Annotated in this window: 8 protein-coding genes; 7 read left to right on the forward strand and 1 reads right to left on the reverse strand. The window is 71.9% G+C overall.

Going from position 1 to position 12606, the window contains the following annotated elements; genetic code table 11:
- Positions 1 to 19: 19 nt before the first annotated feature.
- From D9T14_RS05870 to D9T14_RS05890, 5 genes are all read left to right on the forward strand, one after another.
- Positions 20 to 3982, forward strand: a complete 3963-nt coding sequence (locus D9T14_RS05870; protein ID WP_232012367.1) for an ABC transporter ATP-binding protein — start codon at positions 20 to 22, stop codon at positions 3980 to 3982.
- Positions 3983 to 4273: 291 nt separating this feature from the next.
- A complete protein-coding gene (locus tag D9T14_RS05875) occupies positions 4274 to 6793 on the forward strand; it encodes an excinuclease ABC subunit UvrA (protein WP_119161355.1) in 2520 nt (839 codons plus the stop codon).
- 446 nt (positions 6794 to 7239) lie between these two features.
- Positions 7240 to 8115, forward strand: coding sequence for an ABC transporter ATP-binding protein (locus D9T14_RS05880; protein WP_232012366.1), 876 nt, complete (start codon positions 7240 to 7242; stop codon positions 8113 to 8115).
- Positions 8112 to 8951, forward strand: a complete 840-nt coding sequence (locus D9T14_RS05885; RefSeq protein ID WP_119161357.1) for an ABC transporter permease — start codon at positions 8112 to 8114, stop codon at positions 8949 to 8951. Before D9T14_RS05880 ends, D9T14_RS05885 begins: the two co-directional genes overlap by 4 nt.
- A gap of 1 nt (position 8952) precedes the next feature.
- Positions 8953 to 9177 carry a helix-turn-helix transcriptional regulator gene (locus tag D9T14_RS05890; RefSeq protein WP_119161358.1) on the forward strand — a complete coding sequence of 75 codons (225 nt, stop codon included), beginning with the start codon at positions 8953 to 8955 and terminating at the stop codon, positions 9175 to 9177.
- A 21-nt stretch (positions 9178 to 9198) separates the two neighbouring features.
- On the opposite strand, the gene D9T14_RS05895 is transcribed toward D9T14_RS05890, so the two are convergent.
- The gene (locus D9T14_RS05895) at positions 9199 to 9846 is read right to left on the reverse strand and encodes an HAD-IA family hydrolase (RefSeq protein WP_119161412.1); all 648 of its coding nucleotides are present in this window, start codon (positions 9844 to 9846) and stop codon (positions 9199 to 9201) included.
- A 45-nt stretch (positions 9847 to 9891) separates the two neighbouring features.
- On the opposite strand from D9T14_RS05895, the gene D9T14_RS05900 reads away from it, so the two are divergent.
- Positions 9892 to 11079 (forward strand): ROK family protein, encoded by a 1188-nt coding sequence (locus D9T14_RS05900; protein ID WP_197720592.1) that lies wholly within the window; start codon positions 9892 to 9894, stop codon positions 11077 to 11079.
- A 53-nt stretch (positions 11080 to 11132) separates the two neighbouring features.
- On the forward strand, positions 11133 to 12488 hold the full coding sequence (locus D9T14_RS05905) for a replication-associated recombination protein A (RefSeq protein WP_119161359.1): 1356 nt from the start codon (positions 11133 to 11135) through the stop codon (positions 12486 to 12488).
- Positions 12489 to 12606: the final 118 nt, after the last annotated feature.

Below are 12606 nucleotides of genomic sequence, written 5' to 3' on the forward strand. Positions count from 1 at the left end.
CGCTCAGGTCGGAGATCGGGTGAGGGGCGGATGTTCAGGCGGGGACAGCGGCAGAGCCCCGGCTCGACCCAAGGGCCAGGGCGGAGCCGGACCCGCCGTCGACCTGGCCGACGGCGGCGTCGATCACGGTGAGGTCGCCAGCGGGGACGGGCCGGCTGCAGAGCACGGCAGTGTCACGGCCGATCAGGCCGGGGTTCGGGGCAGTGCCGAACCCGCTGGCGAAGTCAGCTGTGACGCCGCTGACCCGCCGGGGGAGGGGAACCAGGAAGGCCACGCCGATGAGGCCGGCGGCGAGGACGAGTACGACATCGCCGATGCCGCCGCCAACAAGGCTCGCGCCGCCGCGGGCGGCGCGGCGATCAAACGGCTCGGCGCCCCGGTGCGGGGACGCCTGCTGGTGGGTCAGGTACTCGTGGTGATCTCCGGCATCCTCGCCGTGGCCCCCTACATCGCTCTCGTCCGGCTCGGAGAACTGCTCCTGGCTGCCCATCGCGAGGGGCGCAGTCCCGACCCGCAGCAGGTGCGCGCGGTGGTGCTGGTGCTGGTGGCGGCCTACACGGCACGCCTGGGCCTGCACTTCGTCGCCCTCATGATCACGCATTTCGCCGACCTCGTACTGCGCGATCGGCTGCGGCGCGACATCGTCGAACGCATCGCGCGTGCGCCGCTGTCGTGGTTCACCGACTCCACCTCGGGTCAGGTGCGCAAGGCCATCCAGGACGACACGACCGCCGTCCACGTCGCCATCGCCCACGGCCCGGTCGACCGGCTCAACGCGGCCGTCTCCCCGCTGGCCCTGCTGGCCTGCGCCCTCTGGATCGACTGGCGGCTGGCCCTGCTGGCCATCGCCACCATCCCGCTCTACGCCTTCACCTACTCACTCTCCATGCGGGGCATGACGGAGAAGACCATCGAGATGGACCGCAGGCTCGCCACCGTCTCGGCCACGATGACCGAGTTCGTCGCCGGCATTTCCGTCGTCAAGGCCTTCGGGCGCGTCGGACGCGCCCACGACGCCTATCTCAAGGCCGCCGACGGCTTCTCCGGCGCATACCGATCCTGGGCCATGCCGCTCATCACCGTCAGCTGCCTCGCCAGCGCATGGGTGTCGATCCCGGTGCTGCTCCTGGTCAACCTGGGCGGCGGTGCGCTGCTGCTGCACGCCGGACTCGTCACGATGCCGCAGGTGCTCGCCTGCACCCTCATCGCCCTCGTCCTGCCCGGCACGCTCGACGCCGTCATGACCATCTCCTTCCACTACCAGCTGGCCGGGGCGGCGGCCCTGCGGCTGTGCGAGATCCTCGACACCCCCGTGCTGCCCGCCCCGGACGAGCCGCGCAGCCCCGAGGGGGCGCGCGTCGAGATCGACCACGTCACCTACTCCTACGGTGACACCCTCGCCGTCGAGGACGCGAACCTCGTCCTGGAGCCAGGCACCGTCACCGCCCTGCTCGGACCCTCCGGCTCCGGCAAGACCACGCTGGCCACCCTCATCGCCCGTTTCGCCGACCCCGACGAGGGCTCCGTGCGGATCGGCGGGGTCGACGTGCGCGCCATGGACGAGGACACCCTCTACCGGAATGTGTCCTTCGTCCTCCAGGACCCCCAGCTCCTGGCCGCCAGCATCGCCGAGAACATCGCCCTCGGTCGCCCCGACGCCACGAGGGAGCAGATCCGCGCGGCGGCCCGGGCCGCACGCATCGACGAGGAGATCATGGCGCTGCCCGACGGCTACGACACCGTCCTGGGCCGGGACACGGCCCTGTCCGGCGGGCAGGAGCAGCGCATCGCGATCGCCCGTGCCATCCTGTTGGACACCCCGGTCCTGCTGCTCGACGAGGCCACCGCCATGGTCGACCCCGAGTCCGAGAGCCAGATCCAGCAGGCGCTCAGCGAGCTCGTGCGCGACAGGACCGTCCTCGTCATCGCGCACCGGCCCGCCGCTGTTCGCGGCGCCCACCAGATCGTCGTCATGGACTACGGGCGCATCACCGCCACCGGCACTCACGACGAACTCGGCACCGACCCCCACTACCAAACCCTCCTTCGCCAATCGGGACAGACGGACGGCGCAGCCGTCGCAGCCGCGGTCGGGGAGCGATCCCCGGACGACGAGGAGACGGGTACGGCCGACGAGGAGCCCATCGCCCAGAACGCGGTGGCGGCCGGGAACGCAGACCCCGCCCGCCGCCATGGGGAACAGGACACCGGCCCGGGCCTGCTCGCGCGTTCTGCGGGGGTCTCCCTGCTGCACGGTTTCCGCCGGCTCACCAGTCCGCTCTCGTGGCGCAAGACGGTGACCGGGCTGTGGCTGGGCGTCGCCTACGGGACGTTCTGCGGGCTGGCGCTGCTCTTCCTCATGCCGGCCAGTACCGCCCTCGTCACGGGCGAAGCCCGCTGGGGCCTGTCCTTCGGCGGCTGGCTGATCGCGCTGGCCGCATGCACCCTCATGGCCGCCGTCACCGATTTCATGGGGCGCCGACTGGGCATGGTCGGGGCGCTCGGGTTCATGCACGACGTCCACCACGCCGTCGGCGACAAGATCGCGCGGCTGCCCCTGCGATGGTTCACGGCCGATACTGCCGGCGTCATGTCCCGGGCCGTCACCAAGGAGATGGTCGACCTCGCCCAGTCCGCCGCCCACTTCCTGTACGAGATCGTCGCCAAGACGGCCGGCTGCGTCGTCATCTGGCTCGGCTCGTGGCTGTGGGACTGGCGCCTCGGCGCGCTGCTCACGGCCGCCGTGCCGGTCCTCGTCGTCCTCCTGCGCGTCTCGCAACGGCTGATCGGCCGTGGCAAGGCGACATCGGAGCCCGCCGAGCGCGAGCTGGCCGTCCGGATCGTGGAGCTGACCCGCTGCCAGGGTGCGCTGCGCGCCTGCCATGCGGCGTCCGGCTACGGCCGTCTCGTCAGGGCCTTCGACGACGGCATCGTCGCCCTGCGCCGTGCCATGTGGTGGGAGGCCTCCGGCGGCCTCCTCAGCGGGGTGCTCACCCAGGTCATCGTCGTCGCCATGATCGCCCTCACCGCCTCCCTGGCGAGCTCAGGGGCCATGGCCGCCCTGCCCGCAGTGGCGACGATCGGCATGAGCCTGCGGTTCACCACCATGCTCAACGACATCGGCAGCGGCATGATCGGGGTGGAGGACCGGCGCGAACTCATGAAGCACCTCGACGCCGTCATGGACGCGCAGGTCCAGCCGGAGCCGTCGTCCGCCGCTGCGCTGCCGACCCCCGGGGAGGTCGAGTTCGATGACGTCGTGTTCGGCTACCGGCCCGGTGAGCCCGTGCTGCGCGGGATCAGCCTCGACATGCCCGCCCGGACGATGTGTGCGATCGTCGGACCCTCGGGCAGCGGCAAGACGACGATCGTCCGGCTCCTCGCCAGGTTCTGGGACGTCGACGGCGGCAGTGTGCGGGTCGGCGGCGTCGACGTGCGCGAGATGCCGACCGCCCAGCTCATGGGGCAGGTGTCCATGGTGTTCCAGGACGTCTACCTGTTCGACGACACGCTGGAGGCGAACATCCGGGTGGGGCGTTCAGGCGCGAGTGACGAGGAGGTCCGGTGGGCGGCCGAACTCGCCGGCGTCACCGAGATCACCAAGCGGCTGCCCGGCGGCTGGGAGGCCCGCGTGGGGGAGGGCGGCCGCGCTCTGTCCGGCGGGGAGCGCCAGCGGGTGTCGATCGCCCGAGCCCTGCTCAAACGCGCCCCGATCGTCCTGCTCGACGAGGCGACCAGCGCGCTGGACGCGGAGAACGAGACGAACATTGTTGCCGCCATGGAGCAGCTGCGGCGCACCTCGACGCTGGTGGTCATCGCCCACAAACTGGAGACGGTCACCGCCGCCGACCAGGTGGTCGTCCTCGGCGTCGACGGGCGCGTCGCCCAGCGGGGTCGGCACGACGAACTCGTCGACGTGCCGGGCCCCTACCAGGCGTTCTGGCGTCAGCGCACCCAAGCCGCAGGCTGGACGCTCGTCTGAGACGCTCATCCTGCGGTTCTCGTGAGATGACACACATAAACCGCAGGATGGCGTCCAAGAGATGGTTGGAGACCTCCTCCTGCGTTGCGCGGAGGGTTGATCCTATGGTGAGTTGGTCCTGCGGTTGAGACTGATCCTGCGTTGGTTGTGCACTGACGCACGAGAACCGCAGGGTGTGTGCGGAACGCAGGGTGACGACCCACGGGACGCGTCACGCCACTCAACTCACGAGACACGGCTCGCCAGGACGCGTCCTGTCATGGGTGTCGGTGGGCTGGCTAGCCTGATTCCATGCCCCTTCCCGAGGTCCCCACTGCCATCAGCGTGCGCGGCGCCCGCGTGCACAACCTCAAGAACGTCGACGTCGAGGTGCCGCTCGGGAAACTCGTGACGGTGGCCGGCGTGTCCGGTTCGGGCAAGTCGTCCCTGGCCCTCGGGGTGCTCTACGCCGAGGGCGCTCGCCGCTACCTGGAGTCGCTGTCCACCTACACGCGCCGCCGCCTCACCCAGGCGGCCCGGCCCACCGTCGACGAGGTGCTCCACGTGCCGGCCGCACTGGCCCTGCACCAGCGCCCGCCGATGCCCGGGGTGCGCTCCACCTTCGGCACCTCCACAGAGGTGCTCAACTCGCTGCGCCTGGCCTACTCCCGCCTCGGCTCGCACTGCTGCCCGAACGGTCATGCCAATGAGCCCAGTACGGACGTCGCCCTCGAGATCCCCACCTCCTGCGCCACCTGCGGCATCGAGTTCTACGGTCCGGGCGCAGAGATGATGGCCTTCAACTCCGAGGGCGCCTGCCCCCGCTGCGAGGGCACCGGCGTGGTGCGCACGGTGGACGAGTCGACCCTGGTGCCCGACGAGTCGCTGTCCATCGAGGAGGGCGCGGTCGCGCCCTGGCAGAACCTGATGTGGTCGCTCATGAAGGACATCGCCCGCGAGATGGGCGTTCGCACGGACGTGCCGTTCCGTGAGCTGACGGACCGGGAGCGGGACATCGTCTTCCACGGCCCCGCCGAGAAGAGGCACATCCTCTACGTCAACGAGAAGACCGATGTGGCCGCCGAGATGGACTTCACCTACTACAGCGCGGTGCACACCGTGGAGAATGCGCTGTCCAAGGTGAAGGACGAGCGGGGCATGAAGCGGGTGGAGAAGTTCCTCCACGAGGAGAGCTGTCCCGACTGCGGCGGCTCCCGCCTGTCGGAGCCGGCCCGCTCCACGACGGTGCGTGGCATCGGCCTGGACGAGGCATGCCGGCTCCCGCTCGGCGAGCTGGTGGAGTGGGCGGCCGGCATCCCCGGCGCCATGCCCGAGGAACTGGTGGCCATGGCCCGCCAGATCGTCGACGAGTTGACCGTCACCGCCCGTCGCCTGCTCGACCTCGGCCTGGGTTACCTGAGCCTGGACCGTGCCTCGTCCACCCTGTCCACGGGGGAGCGGCAGCGCGTCCAGCTCGCCCGGGCCGTGCGCAACCGCACCACCGGGGTGCTCTACGTGCTCGACGAGCCCAGCATCGGCCTGCACCCGGCCAACCTCACCGGCCTCACCGGTGTCGTGCGGGACCTGCTCGCAGATGGCAACTCGGTGCTCGTCGTCGACCACGACGTGGCGCTGCTGCGCGAGGCCGACTGGCTGCTCGAGATCGGACCGGGCTCGGGCCGCGAGGGCGGCGAGATCGTCGTGAACGCCCCGCTGCAGGACGCGGTGACCTCACCGTCCAGCCGCATCGCCCCCTTCATCACGGGGACCCAGGAGTCCGTCGTTCGCGAGACGGCCCCGGCCGCCGAGACCTTCGAGCACGGCACCATCCGGCTCGGGACGGCCCCGATCCACACGGTGCACGCCCTCGACGTCGCCATCCCCGAGCAGCGGCTCACCGCCGTCACCGGCGTGTCAGGCTCCGGCAAGACCACCCTGGTGCTGGAGTCCCTCGTCCCGGCGCTGCGCTCGCTCGCCGACGACACGCCCCTGCCCGCCCCGGCCACCTCGATCGAGACCGGCCGGGCGCGCCGGGTGGTCGTCGTCGACGCATCCCCGATCGGCGCCAACGTCCGTTCGACCGTCGCCACCTACTCCGGGGTCATGGACGAGCTGCGGCGCGTCTACGCCCGCATCCCGGCGGCCCACCGGATGGGCCTGAAGGCCGGGGACTTCTCGTACAACACCGGCTCGCTGCGCTGCGCCCACTGCGACGGCACCGGCCAGATCGTCCTCGACGTGCAGTTCCTGCCCGACGTCGACATCGTCTGCACCGCGTGCGGCGGCTCCCGCTACGGCGAGGCGGCCCGCACGATCCGCCGCACGCCCCGCGGCGGGACCGATGCCGACGCCCTCGCCCTGCCCGAGCTGCTCGCCCTCACGGTGGACCAGGCGGAGCAGGCCTGCGCCGACCTGCCCGCCGTCCGCAGGCGTCTGCGGCTGCTCACCGACCTGGGCCTGGGCTATCTCACCCTCGGCGAGGCCACGACGGCCCTGTCCGGCGGCGAGGCGCAACGGCTGAAGCTGTCCGCCGACCTGGGCCGCGACCAGCACGGGACGGTGTTCGTGCTCGACGAGCCGAGCATCGGCCTGCACCCGCTCGACGTGCGGGTGCTCCTCGGCGTGCTCGACCGGCTCGTCGACCAGGGGGCGAGCGTCATCGTCATCGAGCACGACCTCGACATGATCGCCAACGCCGACTGGGTCATCGACATGGGCCCGGGCGGTGGCGCCGACGGCGGCCGTGTCGTGGCGGCGGGTACGCCCGCCCAGCTCACCACCTGCTCCGAGTCCGTCACGGGCCGCTACCTGGCCGCCCACCTGGAACGCTGAGCCGGGCCGGGGACGCTCGGCCGGCTCGCGCGAGGCAGCCGGTTCCGGGCACCCCCGGCGCCCGTCCGGCTGCAGGGACGGGGCGGTGGGGCGTTGGTGTCTCGAGCCCTGGCCAAGGTGAACGTCCAACCATGGGCGCGGGGCGGCGCGTTCCGCTGTTTGCGCTCGCGTAATCCTCGGGCGTCCTGCCACAGGTGCGGGCGCGGTGGCCCCCGTCGGCCTGGGCGTCCAGTCCATGTGCCGCCGCGGTCGAGAGCGAGGGGCGGGCGCGAAGGGCGCCCATGGTGCTCAGGGCCATCGCATCGCTCCTGCCGAGGCGCCGGAGCCGACGCGAGGAGCCGTCCGGGCCACTCAGGACGAGGCATCGTCCGCGACGATTGCTCCCCACTACGAAATGTAGTATAACTACTACCAATCGAATCAGTTCCAGGACGCAAGGAGGTCTGATGGCTGCGGAACCGCCCCCCATGGCCGAGTCGCCGGTCATCCGAGCCGACGAGCTGCACCTCTCCTACGGGCAGACGCCGGTCCTGCGCGGCGTCGACATGGGCGTGCGCCGCGGTGAGATCGTCTGCCTGCTCGGACCCAACGGGGTGGGCAAGACCACCTTCGTCGAGACGCTCATCGGCTCACTGGCCCCGGGCAGCGGGCAGGTCCGCGTGTTCGGCCAGGATCCTCGCCGGGCCGACCCCAGGTTCTGGGCGCGCATCGGGCTCGTCCAGCAGAACTGGACCGACCACCCCAAGTGGCGGGTCAAGGACCAGCTGGAATGGATCCGGGCCATTCAGATGTCTGCGACGCCGGCCACCACGGTCGCCCAGGTGCTCGACGCCGTCGGTCTCGCGGGCAAGGCCGACAGCCGGCTCTCGCGGCTGTCCGGGGGGCAGCGCCGCATGGTCGACTTCGCGGCGGCCCTGCTCGGGCGCCCCGAACTGCTCATCCTCGACGAGCCGACGACCGGACTCGACCCGGTCTCCAAGGCCCGCCTGCACGACCTCATCATGGGCCGCGTCGACGAGAACGCCACCGTCCTCATGACCACCCACGACCTCGCCGAGGCCGAACGCCTCGCCTCCCGGGTGCTCATCATGAGTGGCGGCCGGATCATCGCCGACGACACGGTCACCGGGCTGCGCGAGAGGCTGAGCGTTGACGCCGAGGTCACCTGGGTCCAGGACGGTGAACGCCATGTCCACGCCACCGCCGAACCAGAACGCTTCCTCCAGCGGCTCGACCTGACGGCGATCAGCGGCCTCACCGTGACCCGCCCCACCCTGGAGGACGCCTACCTCGCCCTGGTCGAGAAGGAGCAGCAGTCATGAACCCTCGTGCCATTCCCGCCGTCCTGCGTGCCGGAGCCCGGCAGGCGGCAGGTGATCTTCGCCCCGTGCTCTTGGGAGCGGGCCTGGCCTCCCTGTTCGTCTGGGCCGTCGTCGTCATCGTCGTGGCAAGAGTCTTCGACGGGCCCGACGGTGCCGCGACGATGTTCGGCCCGATGTTCCTCGCCAGCGCTGTCGGTGCCTACGGCACCTACATCGCCATAACGATCGTCGGTGAGACGTACAATGATCGCGTCGGCGGGGCCCTGCTGCGCGTGCGGATCCTGCCGCACGGGCCCATGGTGTGGGCGATCGGCAAGACCTTCTCGGCCATCGCCCAGACGATCCTCATGCAGCTGGCCGTGCTCGCCGGGGGAACACTGTTCCTCGGCTCCTTGTCCTGGAGCGCGCCGCAGATCCTGCTGTGCCTGCCCGTCGTCCTGCTGACCGCCGTCGCCGGCGCGCCGCTGGGCTTCCTCGTCGGCAGCCTCGTCCGCGGTGTCTACAGCACCTTCCTGAGCTTTCCGCTCATGCTCGCTGTCATGGCCACAAGTGGCGTCTTCTGCCCGCTCGACGCGTTCCCCCGCTGGCTCCAGGCGATCCAACTCGTCCTGCCCACCTACTGGTCCGGCCACCTCACCCGCTGGGCGCTGGTCGGTGACCCGTCGTGGGAGTTCGGCGGTGCCTTCACCCCGGCGCTGGCGGCAGTGATCCTGGTGGCCTGGATCGTCGTCGGTTTCGCGGCCGTGCCCGCCGTGGTCCGCCGTTCCTTCCGCAAGGAGAGCATCGGTAGCCTGGCTCGCATGCAGTCCACCATCCGTTCCCAGACCGGTCTGTGAGATGGCCGAGGACGTCGTCCACAACCGGATCGCGGTGCTGCGCGCCGATCGCCGGGTGAGTCGCCGTGAGCTCGCCGAGGCGCTCGGCGTGCATTACCAGACGATCGGTTACCTGGAACGTGGCGAGTACGCGCCCTCGCTGCACCTGGCGCTGCGCATCGCCTGCTACTTCAACGTGCCCGTCGAGTCGGTGTTCTCGCTCGACGAGTTCCCGCCCCTGGGGTGAGCGGCCGGCCCGTTCCTCCCGTCAGCTCCGATCTCTCGTGGCCGCCAGGAGCCGGCGCACTTCGTGCAGATCCCGGCAGGCGATGTCGCCGTGCGGGGTCCCGCCCACCGCGACGACGACCATTCCAGCGGCCCTCGCCGCAGTCAGGCCCGGGGCGGAGTCCTCCACCGCGGCCGCCTGATGAGGCTCGGCCCCAAGGCGCCGTGCCCCCAGCAGATAGCCCTCGGGGTGAGGCTTCCCCTGCTCGACGTCATCGAAGGCGACGATGACCGGCGGTTCGATCCCGGCGGCGCCCAGCCGGGCGCGCGCGAGACGGCGGTGGGCGTTGGTGACGACCGCCCAGGGGAGGCCCTGCGCATCCATCCAGCCGACCAGGTCCAGGGCGCCGGGGGAGGGGCGCACGCCGCCGGTGTCCGCGCACTCGCGCTCCAGGTGGGCCATGACGTGCCCGGCCACCTCGGCCTCGCCGATGCCCGGCAGGAAGCGCCGCACGGTGGTGGCCGCGTCCGGGCCATGGCAGACCGCGAGAACGGCCGCTGGGTCGAGGTCGTTGTCACGTGCCCAGGCGGTCCATGCCGCCTCGACGGCGTCATGGGAGTTCACCAGGGTGCCGTCCATGTCGAGAAGGACGGCGCGGCAGTCGGCGAGGCGGTGTGGAGGGGAACCCATGCCCTTATTAAACTCGTTATACGACTAAAAAACGAGAGGGGATTCGTGGTGCAACGACACGGCGCCGCCGATCGGCTCCGCTGGGCTCTGGCGGCCGATGCCTGCGCCCTGGTGCGTTCGATGCCGGGCATCACCCGGGCGGGGCTCGCCCACGAACTGGGGATCTCCAGCGGCACGGCCGCCGATCTCGTGACGAGGATGCGTCGGGCCGCTCTCCTCGACGAGGGGGAATCGGTCGTCCACGGCCGGGGGCGCCCCACGTCGGTGCTCACCGCGCACCCCAGGGGGCCGCTCGTCGTCGCGGTCGAGATCACCACCACCGGATGGCGAGTGGCCGCCGCCGGCCTCGACGGCCGGCTGACGGTCCTCGCCGAGGCCCCGCACCGCGACCGGCGCCCCGCCGGCATGCTCGCGCCGATCCGCCGGGCCGTGGCCGCGGCGACGAGGGAGCACGCGGGAAGGGTACGGGCCGTGTCCGTCGCAGCGGCCGCCACCATCCGCGACGGGGCCATCGTCCAGTCCTCCGTCCTCGGCTGGGAACAGGTGCGTCTCACGTCCCTGGCCATGCCGGGGGCCGCGATGCTCATCACCAACGACGCCACGAGCGAGGCCCTGGCCGAGTCCCGCCGCGGCGCCTCGCGCGGGGCGCGCCATGCCCTGCACCTCACCGTGCTCACCGGAGTCGGCGGCGGCCTCGTCCTCGACGGCTCGCCCATGCTCGGGGCGACCGGCCTGGCCATGGAGATCGGGCATCTTCCCTTCGGCGACCCGGAGGCGATCTGCGACTGCGGGGCGCGTGGTTGCTGGGACACCGCCCTGGGCGCCGGGCCGCTGTCCAGGCGGCTGGGAACGGCCCCCGATTCGGTGCCGGCCATCGAGGCGGTCATCGCCCGGGGCGATCCCGCTCACGACGGCGTTCTCGAGGCGGCCGCCACGAGCCTGGGGCGGGGCCTGGCAGGGCTGGTCAACACAATGGACCCCGATGTCGTCACCCTCGGGGGCATCGGGCCGCTCCTGCGCACCAGGTCGCCCCTGGCCTTCGAGCAGGCGCTGGCAGGCGGTCTCATGCGGTGTCTGCGCGAGGCCCCGCCACGGATCCTCGCCGGGGAGCTCGGCGCCGACGCCGCGTTGATCGGTGCCGCCGAGAGCGCTCTCGACGAGGTGGCGAGTCCTGCCGGCCTCGCGGCCTGGTCCGCCCCGGACGGGGCGAACCACCGAAGAGACCCGTCCTGACCGGCGCCGTGCGCCCGGTCCATCGTGTCGGAGTCCGACCGTAGCCTGGGGTCATGAGCACCGAGGACGCTCCCGCACTTTTCGACGCCCCGGCGACCGGTGGCAGCGGCCGCGCCGGCTCGGCCCGCCCGCTGGCCGACCGGCTGCGCCCGGGCACCCTGGAGGATGTGGTCGGGCAGGACCACCTGCTCGCCCCCGACGCCCCGCTGGGGCGGATGGTGCGGGCCGGCCGCCTGTCCTCGGTCATCCTGTGGGGGCCGCCCGGCTGCGGCAAGACGACGATCGCCCGGCTGCTCGCCGCGCGTGTCGGCCTCGACGTCGAACAGGTCTCGGCGACCGCCTCCGGGGTGGCCGAGCTGCGGAAGATCTTCGCCGCCGCCGCGGCACGCCGCCGCAGCGGCCGTGGCACGCTCCTGTTCGTCGACGAGGTGCACCGCTTCAACCGGGCCCAGCAGGACTGCCTGCTGCCCTACGTCGAGGACGGCACGGTCGTCCTCGTCGGCGCGACGACCGAGAACCCCAGCTTCGAGCTCAACGGGGCGCTCCTGTCGCGCTGCCAGGTGCTCGTCCTGCACCGCCTCGACGAGTCCGCCCTGGCCGAACTCCTCGACCGTGCGCAACGGCTCACGGGCCGGTCCCTGCCCCTCACCGAGGGCGCCCGCGCCGCGCTCATCGCCATGGCCGACGGTGACGGCCGCTATCTGCTGGGCATGGCCGAGCAGGTCCTTGAGGCCGCGCCGACGGACCCGCTCGACGAGGCGGGCCTGGCCGCCGTCGTCGCCACCCGCGCCCCCGCCTACGACAAGACGGGCGAGGAGCACTACAACCTCATCTCGGCGCTCCACAAGTCGATGCGCGGCTCCGACCCGGACGCCGCCCTGTACTGGCTGGCCAGGATGCTGGCCGGCGGCGAGGATCCGCTCTACGTGGCCCGCCGTCTCGTGCGCTTCGCCAGCGAGGACGTCGGCCTCGCCGACCCCGGCGCGCTCCAGGCTGCGTTGGGGGCCTGGCAGGCATACGAGCGGCTCGGCTCACCCGAGGGCGAGCTCGCCATCGCCCAGGCCGTCGTCCACCTGGCCACCGCCCCCAAGTCGATCGGCGTCTACCGGGCTTTCACCCGGGCCCAGGCCGCCGCCCGACGGACGGGTTCCCTCCGGCCACCGGCCCACATCCTCAACGCCCCCACCCGGCTCATGAGGAACCTCGGCTACAGCGCCGGCTACCAGTACGACCCGGACACCGCCGAGGGCTTCTCCGGCGCCGACTTCATGCCCGAGGGCTACCCGCCCCCGGCTGAGCGCGAGCGCTTCTACGAACCGACCGGCCACGGCAACGAGCAGCAGATCCGCGAACGCCTGGCCCACTGGGAGCGGCTGCGCCGCCGGAAGCATGAGGGGGTGGGCGGCTGAGGCCGGGCCCCGGAGCACGGCCCCTCGTGGAGCGGCAGGGCCCGCCACGGTGAGGGGTCGCCGGTGGTCTCCCTGTCCGGGCGGGCGTCCATGTGGCGGGGCGGCGCATCGGGGCCTC

This window comes from Propionibacterium australiense, from assembly GCF_003666605.1.
Classification (GTDB): domain Bacteria; phylum Actinomycetota; class Actinomycetes; order Propionibacteriales; family Propionibacteriaceae; genus Propionibacterium; species Propionibacterium australiense.

What these genes read in the sequence shown, in the direction of transcription:
- D9T14_RS05895 (WP_119161412.1), bottom strand. Translation starts at nt 9,846, where the DNA reads ATGGGTTCCCCTCCACACCGCCTCGCCGACTGCCGCGCCGTCCTTCTC.
- D9T14_RS05890 (WP_119161358.1), top strand. Translation starts at nt 8,953, where the DNA reads ATGGCCGAGGACGTCGTCCACAACCGGATCGCGGTGCTGCGCGCCGAT.
- D9T14_RS05875 (WP_119161355.1), top strand. Translation starts at nt 4,274, where the DNA reads ATGCCCCTTCCCGAGGTCCCCACTGCCATCAGCGTGCGCGGCGCCCGC.
- D9T14_RS05905 (WP_119161359.1), top strand. Translation starts at nt 11,133, where the DNA reads ATGAGCACCGAGGACGCTCCCGCACTTTTCGACGCCCCGGCGACCGGT.
- D9T14_RS05880 (WP_232012366.1), top strand. Translation starts at nt 7,240, where the DNA reads ATGGCTGCGGAACCGCCCCCCATGGCCGAGTCGCCGGTCATCCGAGCC.
- D9T14_RS05885 (WP_119161357.1), top strand. Translation starts at nt 8,112, where the DNA reads ATGAACCCTCGTGCCATTCCCGCCGTCCTGCGTGCCGGAGCCCGGCAG.